Origin of the sequence: Nostoc sp. (assembly GCF_036917975.1) — a bacterium.
In the GTDB taxonomy this organism is placed as follows: domain Bacteria; phylum Cyanobacteriota; class Cyanobacteriia; order Cyanobacteriales; family Nostocaceae; genus Nostoc.
In genome coordinates this window covers 1-17,450 of sequence record NZ_JBALEJ010000074.1, presented here as the reverse complement: position 1 = coordinate 17,450, position 17,450 = coordinate 1, and the positions used below count along the sequence as shown (strand labels likewise).

The window sequence follows — 17,450 nt, the reverse complement described above, 5'->3', positions numbered from 1 at the left end:
GGACAGAATAACAGAAATGGAAGAAGAAAATGGACACAAATCCGCTTGAATACGGCTCCTGTCCAACTTATTGCCTAACTTGTAGGATTTTTCACAAGCTTTGCGATCGCTTGCCGCAGTAAGTATCGCTATTACCAAAACCTTTATCTTGCATACAGGCATAGAGTTTGAGCAGTTTAGTTTTCCTTTATGCTATTTTTTTGACGTTCTTGGAAGGTAAACTTGGACATCCATTTTTGGAAGGTAAAAGTGGACAACATGTCCAAAATCTTCTTCAAGTCACACAAGTACTTCAGCAGAACATGGGCAGCTTCTTCCAAGTTTTCGCGGTTCCGCAATTTACTAATGCCATCGCTCTTAGAGAAATGCCAATTATCTACATCTTCTGAGATTCTATTGAGTTTTGTTAATTTCTAGCCAGTTGTAGAGTGGGAACTGAACTCTGTTGAGCGCTGTATGAATCATGTAGAGGGGTTTTACAGCACTCAACTAAACAACTGGCATAGCTGGATGTCAAGAAGCGGGAAGTTTTATCTTTTCCCTCGTACAACTTCTTCACTGTGCCGTTGCGTTGCTAACTCCATTGAAACTGCAACCCAAAGACATTGAATGCCAAATTGCCAAAATTGTTTAGGGTATTATCTCTCTGCCATATTCAGATTCCAAAACACTCAACAATTTCTCTTCCACCACAGTAAGATAAGGCCGATTTACCTTTCCCAATAACTGCAACAGACTTTTGACTGTCTCCTCCAGTGAACTCGAATACACTCGATTAATGCGATCGCACACCAACCGCATCTGCTCACACTCGGCAGGCAAGTAATCGTAAGACTTCAGGTGCTGCAACCCAACAGCGTACTCGCCATCCCAGAGTTTTACAGTGCAGCTGAATTCGCCCACATGGTTAACGATACCCCAACAGCCACCTTTGCCTCTCAGTTCGGGATTGTCCTTAGCAAGAATTTGGCAGACTTCGCCAATTTGGTATGTGTTTGGTACTTTCGTCCTTTCCATGATGCGCTGCACCACATCTTTGACAATTCTGGCTGGCGGCACTTTTCCCCCTGCCTGCTCCACCGCTTGCCGCCATACTTCTTGCTGTTGCGATGGTTCTAGCTTAGTCAGTGGTCGAACTTGGCGTTCGGTTGTAGGCAAAATTTGGGAACCATTGGTTCCCATTTCATCCGATATCTCGTTTTGGGAACCATTGGTTCCCATTTCATCCGGTATCTCATTTTGGGAACCATTGGTTCCCATTATTATGTTGTCAACTACATTTGAAGCAGCTATTAAATAATTTACATGGCGGTGAGTATAGGCAAACCGAGAACGGCAATATTCCTCAAACGTCTTGTGGGTCGAGCGGTACAATCTGCGCTCGCGCAATTGTGCCAGTGCCTTACCTGCCTCAAAAAACGCTCTTTCTACACGGCGCTCTAGATGTAGGCGATCGCGCTGTTCTGCCTCGCTTAATTCCTCGACCTCAACGGCAGTAACTGTAATTGTTGCTGAAGCTGGGTTTTCCTCAAGGAAGATATCCTCAAGGTCTTGGTCATCTGGTAATGTGCTGTCACTGGATGCAGCGGAGGTGGCTTTGTTGCGCTTACGAGGTGGTTTAGTCATTTTTCCACCTCTTTTGGTTCAGTGGCATTACTTAAAGTCGATTGCAAATCAATTTTAAAAATAGAGTTTTCATAAAATGGTTCAGACTTTAGAGGAAAAATACTTTCGACCTATTAGTTAGTAAATGCCTGTCAAAAGCAATACGTTACGATGTTTGGTCTTTTGATTTGTCTGACACATAAGCTAACAAATCACCGGGCTGGCAATTAAGAGCTTTGCAGTATTTTTCTAGCGTGTCTCTGTCTAGTCTCTCTGGCATCACCCGAATATTTTTGTGTTTGCTGACGGTTACAGGATGCAACCCTGTCATCTGGGCAAGCTTTTTATAGTCGATTTCTCTATCAGCCATTAATACAGCCAAGCGCCACTTGATCGGCATTGATTCTTCTATTGGTATCACCATATCTAACTTACACCTCCTTGTGTTTGCCCCAATGCTTACTGTGACAGTGGCACAAATCTAGTCAGCTTTCAAATGTGGTTATCTGGTGTTTGCCTAGTCTAAGTAGGTATTGCTAGGCTTTGCATATTTTAATCTGGCTCGAACTTCAATAAATCGCCTGGATTACAGTTGAGTGCTTTACAAAGTTGATTAAGTGTTTCCCTATCCAGTCTCTTGGGCATATCACGGTATGCCTTTAGCTTTGAAATTGTGTTTGGATGAAGTCCTGTAATTTCTGCCAGTTCTCCAGTTTTAATATCACGTTCAAGCATGAGATAGGCCAAGTTCCACTTAATCGTCATTGGGAATAATGCGCTGCACTGCATCTTTAAAATTACCCTTTAACGGATGGAATCTAAACCTAGATTAGCTGCTACTAACCGATATGTCAATATTCTAATCGTAATGGTTGACAACTAATCGAAACGGTTAGATAATAAAAATAGAGAAAGCGCCCGACTACCAATCTGAAGCGCTTCTCTATGTCCATTAAGACTTTATCAATTATGACTCACGTTATTTACACAGCACAACAGCTGCAACTGAAATCCATTGCGCGACTCAAGCAAATCTACAGTGAAATTGCCTGCACAGTTGAAGTAAGTGACAAACGCTGTAAGGATTCTTGGATCACCGCGATCGCTAAATATCAGGCAAGCAAAATTCAGAAACTCGCCCTTGCTGCCCCCGACGAACAAGCCCTCGCCCAAGCCGAACTAGACAACTACATCGCCGACCAAGCCCAAGCAATCGCTCCCGAACCCCTCACAATAGTCGAAATCTCGTTTGACCATCACGAATATTACGCTGATGACAAACTGGTAGCCAGCATTAGCTATGACGACAACCACCTAACCCAACGCTGGGTAGTCATGATCAACGACGAAGAAATATTCCGTGCCAACACTCTAATGCGTTGCGATCGCTTCATCTGCACTCACTATAAAGACGGCTCATTACCTGTACAGGAAAAAGAAGCAGGGGGGCAGGGAGCAGGGGGCAGAGGAGAAAGGTTCTCTCCCATGCACCCCGCACCCTGCTCCTTGTCCTCTTCTACCGAAAACCAAATCATGGCGCATATCTTCAACGAGTGCCAGAATTACGGGTTTGAAATTCTCGATGATGGCATTTACAACAACAACGGCATGAAACTGGGGCAAGTCGGATGCACTGACGGGAACTGGTGGGTGAAGAGGCGTTATTCAGTCCAGCAGCAGTATTCTAACTCCGTGCTTGATGCTGTGCGATCGCTGTCGATGGTGGATACATCGCTGGCTGAACCAGTTCACAAATACTTGCAATCCCGACCCTTAGAGCAACTGAGTTCTAATGAATTACAGCAGCTTTTCAACCATGAAGTGCGATCGCAACTTCAAGAATTAGTCACAGCGTAAAGCCTCATGTGGGCAGCAGTGAAAATTGCTGCTCACTTTTAGGTATTTTTTGGGCGTTCTTCTTCAAACACACCCAAACCTCAACTCTATTACTTGCTGAAAAACATATTATTCAAGGAATCAGTATGAGTTTATCTTTAAACCAAAGCGCTTTAATCGAGTCTCCATCTTTAAGGACATCTGCATTAGATGGATTAGATGCTTCTCGCTCTCAACAAGTATTGAACAAAGCTAAAGCCATTGTGTTTGCTGTTTGGAATGGTGAGGGCTGGGCAACTGTTGAGCAGTTAGCTCAGTACTTTCAATGTTCTATACAAGGTATTAAGCATATATACGAGAGAAACAGCAAAGAATTTCGGGCTAATGAAACTAAAAAGCTTACTGGTAAGGACTTATCTGATGCTCGCTCCAAATTGGAGCTAGCATCTCGAACAGCCCAAGCCAGGGTATTTTCACCTTTAGGGACACTCCGCATTGCAATGCTACTAACTGAGTCTGAGATAGCAGCGCAAGTCAGAACCATCATTTTAGATTTGATTGTAGCTGTACCAAATATCACACCACCAGTCCAGCCCCCTGCACCAGCCCTTCCTCCAGTCGAGCAACGGCTAGATACTTTTGTCAAAGCAATGAAGACTTTAGCCGAACTTACCGGTGGCAGACTCAACCCATACATGGAACAAAATTGCAAAGACTTCGCCGCCAATCTGATAGCTGACTACAACAGACAGTTACTAACCGGCACAAAAGAAAAATGGCTTGGCGTGGTCAACTTTGCAGAGAGCGAACTGGGAAAGAAAGTCCCCCTGAGCGGCACTCACTACCGTGGTCATCTTGGGACATGGGTTCGCACGTTTTACCCACATCTGGGCGATCGCCAAGAAACGCGATTGGTTAACGGTGTACAACAGCCCATCTATGTCTACGCTTGTCACGATCCGGTTGTTGCGGCTGGGTTGACCAAAGCTGTAGAAGAATTTTTCGCTCATCCCAGTCCTGGAGCAGCGCTAAGGCAGGCGGGGGCTTTCGCTAGTAAGAAGGAAAAAGTATCAGTTTAGTAGCCATCAGTTTTTAGTTATCAGTTCCCTGAATTTTTTTACTACTGGCTACGCAACCATTACCTGTAAAAATTTTTGGATTACACGAAGAGTTTTAAAGCCTATTGGTTAAGCAAAGAATAAGTAATAGATAAGGATAGTTAATGACACGATTTCAAGACCCAAGAGCAGCAGCACTCGCCCAACAGATCGACCAAATCAACGTAATCGGTTGGGAAGGAGCCTGCGATATGGCACTACAACAGCACGTAGCGAAAAGCGAATTATCCCCTGTAGAAACAGTATTGCGTTTCGATATGTTCCGAAAAAGAGCGCAAGATACAGCTGATAAACGACAAGTAATTTGGGCACAACAAGTAAGCCAAGGCATTAGCGGAATCGAGTGGTACACCGTTGAGTACGGCGGCATGGCGTTAGTTCTCCCTCGGCTGTGTGAGGAGTTAACGCTCGTTCCTGGTGATAAGGAAATTTTGATGAATTCCAAGTCGGTGGCCCTCGACTTCCTTGCACATTGGAACACGGTGTTTAAACTATGGCGTTACGACCGTGAAACTGACGAGCGCTGGCTAGAATCTCGCTGGAGTCAGTTTTACCAAGAGTACTTACAACGGGAATGGTTAGAACTGTGGGCTGAGGATGAGGTTTACCAAATTCTTTTACCAGATGGAACATTCCAGGACAAACCCATGTTTGCTATCAACGCTTGCTGTTGCTGGGGTAATCCTGAAGCAATCCACCGCACCACTGCATACTCTGATTCTGGCTCAAGCTGGTTTCAATGGAATAATTTTACACCTTGGAGATAAAAGCGATCGCTATTAAACAAGTAGCAATCGCCACGTTAAACACTTTTTCATATTTGGCATAACCAACATGAGAGTAATTGTTAGAGTCACCGAAAAGATTATTAGTGAAGCTCACATTAATATCCCCGATGGGCTTTCAAAAGCAGGCATTAAGCAGCATATTGTAGACCGCTATAACAGTGGCGAGATGCTGACTGAGATGAACATTTTTCAAGTGGATTTTGAATCAATCAGCGCTCAAGTTGTCAAACAAGCGGGGGAGAATTTATGACTGTTGCACAACTCCTGACACCACAACCGTACTCTCCTAAATCTACAGGAGAAGCTGTTGGTAGGCATCCACTGAACTTTTACGAGTCTCCATCTTGGTTCACAACTGAACTACTGCGCCATGTTCCCTTATCTGGTGTCATTGGTGAGCCATGTGTAGGACATGGAGCGATCGCCTCATTACTATCGGTGTGGCCCTACACCAAGCAAATGTGGACGAACGATATTGATTCACATAAATCGGCTGATTACCATCTGGATGCAACACTATCCAAGTCATGGGCTAAGTTTCCCGATTGTGACTGGATCTGCACTAATCCACCATATTCGGAGTTTGCTGCACCAATCATCAAGAATGCCTACCAGAAAGCTCGTGTAGGTGTTGCTGCTTTTTTACTTACCAGCTTTCTCGAACCCTGTGATGATCGGGCTGATTTCTTACAGCAGCATCCGCCGTCACTTGTAATCATCATGCCGCGCTTCTGTTTTCGGAAAGACAAACGGGGTACTCGTTGGGCAACAGACAACATTACCATCTCGTGCTTTGTATGGGACAAACGTGCAACAGGGCAGCAAATTATTATTCGTCCCAAGTCAGAAATTATTGGGTTTTACAAAAATCCACAACAGGCTATTTCACAAGAACGGGCTATTGAAATCGTTCGGGCAATCGCCAAAGGAGAATTATGAAACAGATGTCGCTTTTTGATGAACCTACCATAGTTTTACCAGTCAACTATTATCCAGAGTTTCTCACTCTTACTGAAGCTGACGCACTCTACCAACATTGTCAACAACTGCAATGGCAACAGAATCAAATACGTATGCTGGGTAAAACAATGCCTGTGCCTCGCCTAGAGTGCATTTATGGCGATGAAGGCTGTGATTACCTCTACTCTAAAAGCGTACTACTCAAACCACTACCTTGGACAGACGCTCTGTCTAAGTTACGCGACAGAATCACCGCCGCTACTGGTTACAGCTTCCGCATCGTCATCGGCAATCAGTACAGGAGTGGACAAGACAGTATCGGCTGGCACAACGACAGTGAAGCTTCGATGGGATTTAACCCAGCAATTGCATCAGTCAGTCTGGGGTCATGTCGCAAATTTCAAATCAAACCAAGAAATGGCAAACCAACGGACTTTTGGCTGGAACACGGGAGCTTGCTAGTGATGCACCCTGGCTGTCAGTCTACGCATCTGCACCAAGTTCCGAAAACAAACATTGTGGTTAGCACCCGAATCAATCTCACCTTCCGACCACATACCGGAGGTGGGAGATCATTCTGACAAGGCCAGTGATCATGTAAAATGACAGTTTCTTAGTTCATCTGTACTACTAAGTCCGTTTAAAAAGCAGTCAATAGGACGAAAAAAACAACTACCAATACAAGTCCTGTTGATTGTTTCTCTTAAAACCACGCTTCTTTAACCCGTGTCTACGTAACCAACCTAAAAGGCGGTATGACTCAATACCCCAAGCTTTGCATTGCTTCAAAATATTGGAGGAAATATGCGTATAATCGAGTCTGATTCTCAAGCTAAACATTTACAAGAATGGCGAGGCAGCGGAGTTGACGAAGAAATCATTGCTCTGAATGTGCGATCGCTCTCCGGCACAACACCTTACGAATACTTGCTCTACAGTCCCAAAATCTCCCGCCGCAATGATGGACGATTACGCGATCGCGATTTAAAGAAATACCAGCACATTGAACTAGGCGGCTGGTGGTGCAGTGGAATTGACCCCCTCAACGAATACGTCCTGATGATGTGGGGCTGTTTCAAACCAGACCACCCCAGACGCGACCGCCAAAAAATCCACAAATTCATCAAATACGAACACCCATTCAGAGAAGAGACACGCGCTTTCTTCCTTTTAGTCCCGAATCGCATTTGGGTGAAAGTTTCCAATCGTAGTGGCATCCCCATTACTGAAGAAGACCTACAGCATCCTGGGGGTTTTTGGCACTGGGTATGGAAGCATAATGTACCAGTCACAATTGTCGAAGGTGTCAAAAAAGCGGGGGCATTACTGACTGCTGGTTATGCAGCGATCGCTATCCCCGGTGTCAACGCTGGATACCGCACACCGCAAGATGAGTACGGTACTGCCATCGGGAAGCCAAACCTCATTCCCGACTTGAAACATTTTGCAACACAGGGGAGACAGGTTAACATCTGCTTTGACCAGGACAATAAACCTGAGACAGTCCAACGTGTCAGAACCGCTATCAGTCGCATGGGACGGCTGCTGGTAAATGAAGGCTGTTCGCTGCGAGTGATTGATTTACCATTAGGGGCAGAGAAAGGGGTTGATGATTTTATTGTCGCCAAGGGTCAGCCAGCATTTGACGCACTCTACAATACAGCCGTTGCACTGGAGTTGTGGGAGATTAAGCTGTTTACCTTGTTGACTTACCCGCCGTCAATCGCTCTCAACCAAAGATTCTTGGGCCAGCTTCTCGTACCCGAAGGTGAAAAGCTGATTATCCTGAAAGCCCCCAAGGGAACCGGTAAAACCGAATGGCTGGCAACTGAGGTGGCGAAAGCCCATGACCTTGGGAGACGGGTATTAATAATCACCCATCGCATTCAACTGGGTGAGGCACTGTGCAATCGCTTCGGTGTTAACTATGTTACTGAAGTCCGCACGAATGAAACAGGCACATTACTAGGATACGGGGTCTGTGTAGACTCCCTGCATCAGGAAAGTCAGGCGCGATTCAATCCCAATGACTGGGCGAATGATGTGATAATTATTGATGAATGCGACCAAGTATTCTGGCATTTGCTCAACTCTGGTACTGAAGTGCAAAAGCGGCGTGTGTCCGTTCTCAAAAACTTAAAGCAGTTAGTGCAGAATGTTTTGGGCAGCACTCAGGGAAAGATTTACCTATCTTCTGCCGATGTTTCCGACACAGATGTGAAGTATGTTTTATCACTCGCTGGGGAATATCGAGTTAATCCATTCGTCATCGTCAACAACTATCGGCACGTAGCCGGAAACTGTTACAACTACTCTGGGAGTAATCCGAAGAATCTCATCGCCGCACTGGACAAAGCCATTGCCAAAGGGGGGCATCATCTATTATGCTGCTCTGCTCAAAAGGCAAAATCCAAATGGGGAACCCAAGCACTTGAAGAACGGTTTCGCCGCAAATTCCCACACTTGCGGATTCTGCGAATTGACAGCGAATCTGTTGCTGATCCATCTCATGCGGCTTTCGGTTGTATTGCTCACTTGAACGAAATTCTTACCCAGTACGATTTAGTTATCGCCTCACCCAGCCTTGAAACTGGGGTCAGCATCGATATTCGAGGGCATTTTGATGGTGTTTGGGGGATTTTCCAGGGAGTGCAGCCGGTTAACTCTGTGCGGCAGATGTTGGCGAGATTACGGGAAACAGTTGACCGCCACATTTGGGTCAGAGAATGGGGGATGTCAGTTGTAGGCAATGGCTCTACATCCATCGGAGGATTGCTCAGAAGTCAGCACGTCGCAACACTTGCGAACATTGCGCTGTTGTCGGCGGCGGACAATGACGATTACAGCTATGTTGACCAGAATTTTCAGCCAGAGTCATTGCAAACCTGGGGCAAGCGTGGTTCTGTGATTAATGTGGAGATGCGGCGCTATCGAGAGTCTGTTCTTGCGGGTTTGGTCGAAGATGGGTACACCGTTATTGATGCCGACGATGCATCGGACGATGAGAGTGGGGCAGTTATCGAGTCGGTTAAAGCCGCGTCTGTTGAATTGTATAGTGCTGAGTGTAAAGCGATCGCGGATTCTGTCGAACTCTCCCCAACTGAACTAAAAAAACTGCAAGACAAACGGGCGAAAACGAAAACCGAACGACACCAGCAGCGCAAGGCTGAATTGTCCCGTCGCTATGAAATTGAAGTTACCCCTGATTTGGTCGAGAAAGATGACGATGGCTGGTATCCCCAACTGCGGATGCACTATTATTTGACGCTGGGGCGAGAGTTTTTGACCAACCGTGATGCGAAACGGGCAGCAGCGCAGTTAGAAGCTGGGGAAAATTCGATTTGGAAACCGGATTTTAACAAGGGGCAGCTATTGTCTGCTGTACTGTTACTCGAAAATCTGAATCTGTTGCAGTTTCTTACAGCAGATGTTCAGTTACGTGGAAGTGACGAGAAGATGGTGGAGTTTAAAGCCCTGGCTGTTCAGCACAGGCATGTTATCAAGAATTATTTGAATGTTTCTATCTCGGAAAAACTGACCCCAATTGCGATCACACAGAAGTTACTTGCCAAGATTGATTTGAAACTCGATTACGTCGGTCGGTTGGGCAAGCGTGAAAATCGGGAGTGCGTCTATCGGTTTGTGCCTGTTGATGATGAGCGTGATTCGATTTTTAGGCAGTGGTTAAATCGGGATGAATTATTTCAAAGTGAGTCTGTGTCAGTCACGAATAATATAGAATTACAAACACCAGGTATTGACACGGAATCTCTTGACATTCCCCAAACATTTACCCAGGAAGATCCTGAAGTCCTTGGATGGAAGGGGTTACACCTGAAGCTGCGCCAAGGACTCGGCAGTGTTGGACAGTTCTACCAACAGATGGTTTCCCAGATTGGTGAGGCTGTTGGCGTTGCTGATGGTGAGCCTTACTGGAATGCTTATCTGGGGCAGTGGCAGGTTTGGGTTAACTTTGGGAGCGGGTGTACGTCTGTGGTGTGCGATTGGTTGGTTGTGGTGTAGGTCATGCTCTCACAAAGCTCATCCAATTAATTGCAGAGATTGACCAAATAATTACTAATTCGTAATGGGCTACGCCCTACTACACTAACGTAATTCGTAATTAATGGCACAAGCCCCTCAATTTTTGGGGTTAAAATTCTTCGTCTAATTCGTTAAGTACATCTGCTAAATCTCTTGCTCCATGAAATACCCGAAGAATCTCAATCGTAGTATCCTGAATACGATAGAAAATTAAATAATCCTGAAAATCCTTGATACGCCATTGTCGGATTTCACCCAATGTCGATACCACTAACTGCGTTACCTTTCCCATCCCAGGAGTCTTGACCAACTGAGCAAACGTCACTTCGGCAGCGTTTAAGAATTTAACTGCTACATCCGCATTCGCATTGACCAATATATAATTTCCCAGATGTCGTAAATCTTGCGTTGCTCGGTCTTTGACAACTAACCGATAGTTCATGTATCTTTTTGGTTCCCCATACTGTTCTGACCTAAAACGCTAGAACGCAAATTTTGCCAATATTCCGGTGTTACTTCCTGCCCTTCTCCATCAATACCTTCTTTCAAAAGTCCTTCTAACTTCGCTTGTGCCTTGCGTTTTTGGTCTTGTTGTACCAATGAGAGAAAATATTCGCCAATGCTGCTATAAGCACCTGCCATCACTTGTGCCTCTACATAAACGCGCACCTCATCAGGTATATTAATACTGATATTCATTGGCGCTCCTGCATAACTACCTTCATCATTATTTTAGCTGACAGTTTCCATCAATGCTAAATTCCCGGTCGATATCTGGATTACGTCGGTCGGTTGGGTAAGCGTGAAAATCGGGAGTGCGTTTATCAATTCGTTGCCCCTGATGATCAGCGTGATTCAATTTTTGGGCAGTGTGCTGCGTAACACCTATATTATTCTTAGCTAAGAATGAAGATGAATAGAGAACGGAGGCGGCAGATGATGAACGACTGGAATTTGCCCTGGTCAGGCGGATGTCGTTGTGGACAGATACGGCTTCAGGTGAGTGCCCCGCCTCTGCTGACGATGGCTTGTCACTGCACAGGTTGCCAGGGAATGACTGCCAGCGCTTTTTCTTTAAGCGTTGCGATTCCAAGCGTTGGGTTCTCAATACTGAAAGGTCAGCCGACCATCGGCGGTTTGCATGGCGCGACTCGCCATTACTTCTGCCCACACTGCATGAGTTGGATATTTACTCGGCCTGAAGGAATGGACCAGTTCGTTAACCTTCGTGCGACGATGCTGGACGATGCCTCATGGTTCACGCCTTTCATCGAAACTTGGACGAGGGAAAAGCTGCTATGGGCAACGACCTCTGCGGTACATAGCTTCGAGACCCTGCCCAAAGAAGAAGATTATGCTTCCCTGATAGAAGAATACGCCAAGCAAGCGTCAAAACCTAAACTATGACGAACTGTTTATGTTTTGTTTCTTTTCATAATCAAAATTTGGGGCTTTAACTCCAAGGTGAACCAATTATCAATTATGTCCGCAATTGTGTTAGGACAGCGTTAGCGATGTAAGAGTGTCATTGCGTTAGCGGAGCGGGGCGTTAGCAAGAGTGCGAATGATTCGGTCATGTTGGGTTTGTACCCTTGAAGATTACTACGATAAACTATCCACCCAAAAAGGCATTTTTGAAATTTCGGTTTGAAAAGTCGGTTTAGTAGTGAGACGACTTTTAACAAGATTGTTTCATGAATGATCTGGACAGTTTAAAAACTTAGCTAAATCTCAGTATTAAACATATAGCTGAACAACAAAAATCTTGAAGTAATTAATTGCAATATTTAACAAATTATCGTTTTTTTCAGTAAAATATATTACATAAAAGAATTTTTTTAGGAGACAAGTACATTGAAATCAGTAACAGTTATTAACTTTGGCTGGAGCAAAAGTAAGCATCGAGAAGGATTATCTTTAGACCAAATGCAAGCGTTTGATTTAATCCATGACTGGTATGGCTCTAACCCTGATATGCCGTTTGTATTGCGAGGTTATGCAGGTACAGGAAAAACATTTTTAGTACAGCGAGTAATTCAATCTTTTCAAAGTTGCTTCAAAACACGAGACTTAGATAAAAATAAAAATGTTGGTTTAAGAGTTGCTTTGTGCGCTCCAACGCATAAAGCAAGACATGTATTGGATGCAATGGCTCAACAGGCAGGTCTTACTGTGCATATCTCAACTCTTCACAGCTTACTTCATGTTATGCCTGGAGGAGAATATGATGAAAACGGAAAGCAGCAACTTAAGCCAAATACTTACTCTAGAGAGCCTTATTACCACGAATTTAACTTAGTAATAGTTGATGAAGCTTCCATGTTAGGGCAAGAACTTTTTAAGTTAATTCCCTCACGGATTCCTACTATTTTTATGGGAGATCCAGCACAATTGCCACCTATTGAAGATAATGTTGATTCTTCGCCGATCTTTCAATTGCCTTTGGGAATGAAATTAACACAAGTCATGAGATACGAAGGGGCAATCGCTACTTATGTAACTGCACTCCGCCAAAATTTAAACTCTCAATTTCCACCGCGATTACAGAGTGAGGGAAATATTGAGAAAATGCAATTTGATACTTGGATAACAGCAGCTATCGATGCTTATAAGTTTTCTCGCTCCTCAGCCAAGATTTTGGCATGGACTAATAATCAAGTTAATAATCTGAATCAACAAATTCGAGCTGCACTTTATCCGGGTGCTGAACCAATAGAGATTGGAGAAATTCTCTTTGCTAAAGAACCTATTTTCTTAAATGCCGACTCTGGGGAACAAAAAGAAATTTTTATGCATTCTTGTGCTGAATGCGAAGTAAGAGATTTTAAAGAATACTCTGGTAGTAGGCATCATCTAGTGCATAGTCCGTTTAAAACTTATCGGATTGAAATCAAGAATGATCTGGGTAAAGAAGCATCCCTCTCAATAATTCACCCTGATTCTTGGGATTTAATTAAATATGCAGTAAATAATGCCAAGAAAGAAATATTTCAGCTAGCTGCAAATCAAAGAAGCTATGCTTGGCGAGAATATTACGAGTTTTTGGAGACTTACAATTTATTAGTGAAAGGCAGCTTGATGAATCGATTACAATACGGTTATGCAATTACTGTACATCAATCTCAAGGGGGAACATTTACTAATTGCTTTGTTGATACATCAAATATTTTTGGCTGCCGAGATAATGTCATGCGTAATAAGCTATTGTATGTTGCTTATAGTCGAGCTTCGCAACAACTTTACTGCTATAGTAAGTGGTAAGATTCAAAATCTTATCCAAATCCTGAGTTAGCATACATTCTCATGTCTAAACACCTCATTAGGAACGTGAGAATGTCTTTATTCCTTAAAAAGCAAAAGTTTTCACCAGGCTAATAGTAATCAAATTAACTATTACATTACTACGAAATATCAGAATCCCAATTTAAATCATTGGATTTCTTTTTTGGAGCATCCACATGAAAGCGCTATCCGTTCGTCAGCCTTGGGCAATAAACAATTCGCAATTCGCAATTCGCAATTCGCAATTATTAACTAGGAGTAAAAGAAATGAACCAAAAAGTTAGTATTGCTGATAGAACGAAAGCTTTGGCAATAAGGATAGTTAAAGCTTGTACTTTTTTAGATGAAAAACCCGGAGTCTGTCGAACATTATCAAAACAGTTACTCCGAAGCGGTACTTCTATAGGTGCAAATGTTAAAGAAGCTCAATCCGCTCAATCTGATAAAGATTTTTTGAGCAAATTAGAAATTGCGCTTAAAGAAGAAAGAGAAACTGAATATTGGTTAGAAATATTAATTGAGGCAGAATTGGTTGATAAAAATAAGTTTGAATCCTTACTTCAAGAAACTAGTACAGTATGGCGTAAATAAACCAAGTATTAGATAGCCAAAACTTTACCCTTATATGTCCACTTGAAAGGTCTAGCCATTGTTTGATTAAAGTAGTCAATAAAAGCGAGAATTCTAGTTTTGAGGTCATCCTGACTTTTGAAGCTGGCACGTTTGAGTAACTTTCGTACTAAAATACTGAACCAAATTTCAATTTGGTTAAGCCAAGAAGAATGTTTGGGTGTGTAATGAAAAACGATTTGGTGTGTTGGGTCGCTCAAAAAAGCAGATCTTGTTTTCATTGATTTGAGGATTCCACTCTCACCCTTGATACCAAGGTCGATGTTTAAACCTTCCTTTTGTGCCACAAACCGAACTAAGGACTCTGATTGATGAGTATTCAGACAATCCATTATTAAATGCCATTTTTTGGCATTGGGGTCAGTGTGAATAGTTTGTTGAATATGAGAGATAAAATCAATTTCTGTTCTGGAATCTCCACAAGTCGGTTTGACAATTTGACCAGTGGCAACATCAAAACTAGCAATTAAGCTTTGTGTCCCGTGACGAGTATATTCAAATTCCTTTCTTTCAACTTTACCTGGTCGCATGGGCAAGTCTTTTTCTAATCGTTCAGTGGCTTGAATGCCCGTCATCTCATCTATAGATATTGTCCTCTCTCCGTTTTGGTGACGCTCAATCGCAGTTAAATATAAATTGGTAATATCTTCAACTTTGGCATCAAATTTTTCATCCAGGGGGGGGTGTCAGCCAGTACCGACTTTGGTGTGGCTTTAATTGAGCTTCTTCTAATAATCTTCCTACATGGCGAACAGATATACTTTCAATAATACCTTGTTTTATGATCTCGTCTCTTAGTTCTCTTGATGTCCAGTGACTTATGGGTCGTCCGTAGTCTGACGGTGGCCAACAGGCCAAGGCGAATAAATCGATTACTTGCTCCATACTAAATTTTGGTGGTGCGCCCAGTCGTTCAGAATCTTGTAATTTTTGCACCCCTGATAATTCGGTTTCCTGTGTCTCTAACCATCTGTTTCGCCATAACCGAGCCATATCTAAACTAATATCTAATATTCGAGCAATTTCACCGTTATTTTCACCTGATGATGCCAGGATAATAATTTTGGCTCGGATGACAATTTGCTGTGGTGTCTTGTATCGGTTTATCAATTCTTGCAGTTCATTCTGCTCACTATCACTCAAACTTAATTCTTTTGGTGCTAATCTTGCCATACCTGGATTCTTTGTTACAAAAAATCTTTTTCTCTACTGACTTCATTATCCCATATAATACTTGGTTTATTTACGCCATGCTGTACTAGAGAAATTCAGTAGACCGAAAAGCTCTGCGATCGCTAAAAAATAGTAGTCTGTGATACCGTTTTTGGAGAAAAGTGCAAAAGCTGATAGCTTTGAAGAAATGATAAGTTTAACTTATTAATAAACTCCAAAAACCAACCAACATCAGTCGGACGGTAAATAAACTTCGCACGCCACCCCATAGTAGCGGTCTACTGCTTGGCGTAAAAATTCAAGCATTTGTTTGAGAGTAAATAGATGAGAGAAAACCTGCCTGGAGCTTCTTTTAAAACGGCTAAGATAATGCCATACTAGATAAATCCAAACATTAATAATTAAAAATGCTAAAGCTACAAATAGAAGCCGAATAATAGGATTTTTAATAGTAGTTTTAATTCGGCACTGGTTTTTCATACGGTAGCTACTCTCAATCCCAAAACGAAGACGGTAGTCATCATGTATTGAATGTAATGATATCTTAACTTTATAAACAGCATAAATAAAAAACTCCCGCCCATGCGCTCGTCTTTTACCGTTTTTATAGGTACAAACTATCCAAACTTGGAAAGTAACTGAGCCATATTTATCGCTGTTTAAAGTATAACTAGTCTTGTAACTACGCCGACCTCTAATCAATTGTCTAGTCCCGCCATGTTTGCCTCGAATAATTACTGGCATTTCAAAGGGGATATCAAGAGCTTGCAACCATCTGATGACTGGGACACAAAAGAATTCTCGGTCTAAATACAATCGTTCTATTTTCAGTTTTAAAGGCTCAATTAGTGCTAAAAGATAAGTGATAATTGCTACTTTTGTATTTTGTTGTTGAACAGCTTTAATGGCTAAAGTAACTCGTTTATTCTTCTTAATTACATAGACGGTAGCGTAAGCATAAAAAGAACAAGTCCCACTTTTAGCTTGACTTCTATAAATATATGGTGCTTCTGATGGCGATGGTTCACCATAATATGGAATTAAGTTGAAATCGATAGCAATTTTTTGTTTCCCTTGTCGAATCCCATCTGGTAAGCGGCTTTGAAGTGCAGTATTTAAATCTGATTCCAGAGAGTTCAGGTCTGAATATTTCTCTAAATGGTAACGAATATCGTTACTAGTGGGAACATTTTTTAAGACTTTGGTTGTGTTTTCAATACTATCTCTCTGAGTTGCTGCTCGAATTAAAATTTCAAATATATTCTTCTGTTCACACTTACCTTGAGTCTGAATGGGAATATTTTCTGTTAAACAGTTAACTACTTCGCTCAACGTTTTACTATCAGTTAGAACTGGGGTAGTTGTAGTCATAGCCAAACTAAATAATCCTCAATTTTGGTTCTTTACCTCCATACTTTACAAAAATTGCATACTACAGATCCAGAACTATCTTTTGGTGGGCGCTTTACCCTTAACTTTTGAGGTGATTAATTAGTTTTACTTATTTAGAGTTGCTCAAGGAGTTTTCTAAAAAATGTATCTAACAATACGTTTTTTTTGACAATGATCAATTTCATAGGTATCTTTCTGTGCGTGATCGCAGAACTTTTAGGTCTACTGAAATTGAATCATATCTTAGTCAGTTTGAACCATATTTTGTCATCTAAGTTGTACATAGGAGTGATTTTTAGAGAATTATTCGGGAGAAGTTTTCTCTTTTTAGTTATGACAACTCTAGGCTTTATTATGATTCACAATCAGGACACGCGGCCATAATTTTATGCAAACTTTTATGTGATGTTTAGGCTATAACCCTTGAAATGTCGTTAATTTTTGGTCAGGGTATGATTCACAATTTGGTCATCCAGGGGGTAAAAGCACACTCATGTGTTTGTAATCGTGGCAACTCTCGTGAATTGCTTCAAGATTATTTTTCTTCCAGTTGACGTGATTTCCGTCGATGTGATGCAGGTGAACCCGTTCCTCATCGATGAACTTTAAGCCACAGGAAGCA

General features: G+C 42.5%; 19 protein-coding genes. 11 read left to right on the top strand and 8 right to left on the bottom strand.

Annotated elements, in window-relative coordinates:
• The first annotated feature begins 167 nt into the window (after positions 1 to 167).
• Positions 168 to 389 (top strand): hypothetical protein, encoded by a 222-nt coding sequence (locus tag V7K76_RS26870; protein WP_335030219.1) that lies wholly within the window; start codon positions 168 to 170, stop codon positions 387 to 389.
• 241 nt (positions 390 to 630) lie between these two features.
• Here V7K76_RS26870 and V7K76_RS26865 read toward each other — a convergent pair whose 3' ends face one another.
• From V7K76_RS26865 to V7K76_RS26855, 3 genes are all read right to left on the bottom strand, one after another.
• Positions 631 to 1,626 (bottom strand): hypothetical protein, encoded by a 996-nt coding sequence (locus V7K76_RS26865; protein ID WP_334953945.1) that lies wholly within the window; start codon positions 1,624 to 1,626, stop codon positions 631 to 633.
• A 145-nt stretch (positions 1,627 to 1,771) separates the two neighbouring features.
• Complete coding sequence (locus tag V7K76_RS26860) at positions 1,772 to 2,029, bottom strand: helix-turn-helix domain-containing protein (RefSeq protein WP_229555133.1); 258 nt, start codon at positions 2,027 to 2,029, stop codon at positions 1,772 to 1,774.
• Positions 2,030 to 2,157: 128 nt separating this feature from the next.
• Positions 2,158 to 2,370, bottom strand: a complete 213-nt coding sequence (locus V7K76_RS26855) for a helix-turn-helix domain-containing protein (protein WP_190734108.1) — start codon at positions 2,368 to 2,370, stop codon at positions 2,158 to 2,160.
• A 204-nt stretch (positions 2,371 to 2,574) separates the two neighbouring features.
• Between V7K76_RS26855 and V7K76_RS26850 the strand changes: the two genes are divergently transcribed.
• From V7K76_RS26850 to V7K76_RS26820, 7 genes are all read left to right on the top strand, one after another.
• On the top strand, positions 2,575 to 3,462 hold the full coding sequence (locus V7K76_RS26850; protein WP_334953946.1) for a hypothetical protein: 888 nt from the start codon (positions 2,575 to 2,577) through the stop codon (positions 3,460 to 3,462).
• Positions 3,463 to 3,587: 125 nt separating this feature from the next.
• Positions 3,588 to 4,520, top strand: a complete 933-nt coding sequence (locus tag V7K76_RS26845; RefSeq protein WP_334953947.1) for a hypothetical protein — start codon at positions 3,588 to 3,590, stop codon at positions 4,518 to 4,520.
• 143 nt (positions 4,521 to 4,663) lie between these two features.
• Positions 4,664 to 5,326 carry a hypothetical protein gene (locus V7K76_RS26840; RefSeq protein WP_334953948.1) on the top strand — a complete coding sequence of 221 codons (663 nt, stop codon included), beginning with the start codon at positions 4,664 to 4,666 and terminating at the stop codon, positions 5,324 to 5,326.
• A gap of 67 nt (positions 5,327 to 5,393) precedes the next feature.
• Positions 5,394 to 5,597: a hypothetical protein gene (locus tag V7K76_RS26835; protein ID WP_334953949.1), complete on the top strand. Its 204-nt coding sequence runs from the start codon at positions 5,394 to 5,396 to the stop codon at positions 5,595 to 5,597.
• On the top strand, positions 5,594 to 6,286 hold the full coding sequence (locus V7K76_RS26830) for a hypothetical protein (RefSeq protein WP_334953950.1): 693 nt from the start codon (positions 5,594 to 5,596) through the stop codon (positions 6,284 to 6,286). The genes V7K76_RS26835 and V7K76_RS26830 overlap by 4 nt, the downstream gene beginning before the upstream one ends.
• Positions 6,283 to 6,888 carry an alpha-ketoglutarate-dependent dioxygenase AlkB family protein gene (locus V7K76_RS26825; RefSeq protein WP_335030218.1) on the top strand — a complete coding sequence of 202 codons (606 nt, stop codon included), beginning with the start codon at positions 6,283 to 6,285 and terminating at the stop codon, positions 6,886 to 6,888. The genes V7K76_RS26830 and V7K76_RS26825 overlap by 4 nt, the downstream gene beginning before the upstream one ends.
• A 223-nt stretch (positions 6,889 to 7,111) precedes the next feature.
• A complete protein-coding gene (locus tag V7K76_RS26820; protein WP_334953952.1) occupies positions 7,112 to 10,330 on the top strand; it encodes a plasmid replication protein, CyRepA1 family in 3,219 nt (1,072 codons plus the stop codon).
• Positions 10,331 to 10,460: 130 nt separating this feature from the next.
• On the opposite strand, the gene V7K76_RS26815 is transcribed toward V7K76_RS26820, so the two are convergent.
• Positions 10,461 to 10,793 (bottom strand): type II toxin-antitoxin system RelE/ParE family toxin, encoded by a 333-nt coding sequence (locus V7K76_RS26815; protein WP_334953953.1) that lies wholly within the window; start codon positions 10,791 to 10,793, stop codon positions 10,461 to 10,463.
• Positions 10,790 to 11,050, bottom strand: a complete 261-nt coding sequence (locus tag V7K76_RS26810; RefSeq protein ID WP_334953954.1) for a ribbon-helix-helix domain-containing protein — start codon at positions 11,048 to 11,050, stop codon at positions 10,790 to 10,792. The genes V7K76_RS26815 and V7K76_RS26810 overlap by 4 nt, the downstream gene beginning before the upstream one ends.
• Before the next feature lie 207 nt (positions 11,051 to 11,257).
• On the opposite strand from V7K76_RS26810, the gene V7K76_RS26805 reads away from it, so the two are divergent.
• From V7K76_RS26805 to V7K76_RS26795, 3 genes are all read left to right on the top strand, one after another.
• Positions 11,258 to 11,758, top strand: coding sequence for a GFA family protein (locus V7K76_RS26805; protein ID WP_335030217.1), 501 nt, complete (start codon positions 11,258 to 11,260; stop codon positions 11,756 to 11,758).
• Between the two features lie 447 nt (positions 11,759 to 12,205).
• Positions 12,206 to 13,612, top strand: coding sequence for an ATP-dependent DNA helicase (locus V7K76_RS26800; protein WP_335030216.1), 1,407 nt, complete (start codon positions 12,206 to 12,208; stop codon positions 13,610 to 13,612).
• A 288-nt stretch (positions 13,613 to 13,900) separates the two neighbouring features.
• Positions 13,901 to 14,224: a four helix bundle protein gene (locus tag V7K76_RS26795; protein ID WP_335030215.1), complete on the top strand. Its 324-nt coding sequence runs from the start codon at positions 13,901 to 13,903 to the stop codon at positions 14,222 to 14,224.
• Between the two features lie 8 nt (positions 14,225 to 14,232).
• Here V7K76_RS26795 and V7K76_RS26790 read toward each other — a convergent pair whose 3' ends face one another.
• From V7K76_RS26790 to V7K76_RS26780, 3 genes are all read right to left on the bottom strand, one after another.
• Positions 14,233 to 14,853 carry a transposase gene (locus V7K76_RS26790; RefSeq protein ID WP_335030251.1) on the bottom strand — a complete coding sequence of 207 codons (621 nt, stop codon included), beginning with the start codon at positions 14,851 to 14,853 and terminating at the stop codon, positions 14,233 to 14,235.
• A 79-nt stretch (positions 14,854 to 14,932) separates the two neighbouring features.
• Positions 14,933 to 15,436, bottom strand: coding sequence for a helix-turn-helix domain-containing protein (locus V7K76_RS26785; protein ID WP_335030214.1), 504 nt, complete (start codon positions 15,434 to 15,436; stop codon positions 14,933 to 14,935).
• A gap of 231 nt (positions 15,437 to 15,667) precedes the next feature.
• Entirely contained in the window at positions 15,668 to 16,807 is a 1,140-nt protein-coding gene (locus V7K76_RS26780; protein WP_335030213.1) for an ISH3 family transposase, read from the bottom strand.
• Between the last annotated feature and the right edge of the window lie 643 nt (positions 16,808 to 17,450).

Bases quoted from the DNA above. Each gene is read 5' to 3' on its own strand.
- V7K76_RS26865 (WP_334953945.1), bottom strand. From the start codon at position 1,626: ATGACTAAACCACCTCGTAAGCGCAACAAAGCCACCTCCGCTGCATCC.
- V7K76_RS26860 (WP_229555133.1), bottom strand. From the start codon at position 2,029: ATGGTGATACCAATAGAAGAATCAATGCCGATCAAGTGGCGCTTGGCT.
- V7K76_RS26855 (WP_190734108.1), bottom strand. From the start codon at position 2,370: ATGACGATTAAGTGGAACTTGGCCTATCTCATGCTTGAACGTGATATT.
- V7K76_RS26850 (WP_334953946.1), top strand. From the start codon at position 2,575: ATGACTCACGTTATTTACACAGCACAACAGCTGCAACTGAAATCCATT.
- V7K76_RS26845 (WP_334953947.1), top strand. From the start codon at position 3,588: ATGAGTTTATCTTTAAACCAAAGCGCTTTAATCGAGTCTCCATCTTTA.
- V7K76_RS26840 (WP_334953948.1), top strand. From the start codon at position 4,664: ATGACACGATTTCAAGACCCAAGAGCAGCAGCACTCGCCCAACAGATC.
- V7K76_RS26835 (WP_334953949.1), top strand. From the start codon at position 5,394: ATGAGAGTAATTGTTAGAGTCACCGAAAAGATTATTAGTGAAGCTCAC.
- V7K76_RS26830 (WP_334953950.1), top strand. From the start codon at position 5,594: ATGACTGTTGCACAACTCCTGACACCACAACCGTACTCTCCTAAATCT.
- V7K76_RS26825 (WP_335030218.1), top strand. From the start codon at position 6,283: ATGAAACAGATGTCGCTTTTTGATGAACCTACCATAGTTTTACCAGTC.
- V7K76_RS26820 (WP_334953952.1), top strand. From the start codon at position 7,112: ATGCGTATAATCGAGTCTGATTCTCAAGCTAAACATTTACAAGAATGG.
- V7K76_RS26815 (WP_334953953.1), bottom strand. From the start codon at position 10,793: ATGAACTATCGGTTAGTTGTCAAAGACCGAGCAACGCAAGATTTACGA.
- V7K76_RS26810 (WP_334953954.1), bottom strand. From the start codon at position 11,050: ATGAATATCAGTATTAATATACCTGATGAGGTGCGCGTTTATGTAGAG.
- V7K76_RS26805 (WP_335030217.1), top strand. From the start codon at position 11,258: ATGAAGATGAATAGAGAACGGAGGCGGCAGATGATGAACGACTGGAAT.
- V7K76_RS26795 (WP_335030215.1), top strand. From the start codon at position 13,901: ATGAACCAAAAAGTTAGTATTGCTGATAGAACGAAAGCTTTGGCAATA.
- V7K76_RS26785 (WP_335030214.1), bottom strand. From the start codon at position 15,436: ATGGCAAGATTAGCACCAAAAGAATTAAGTTTGAGTGATAGTGAGCAG.
- V7K76_RS26780 (WP_335030213.1), bottom strand. From the start codon at position 16,807: ATGACTACAACTACCCCAGTTCTAACTGATAGTAAAACGTTGAGCGAA.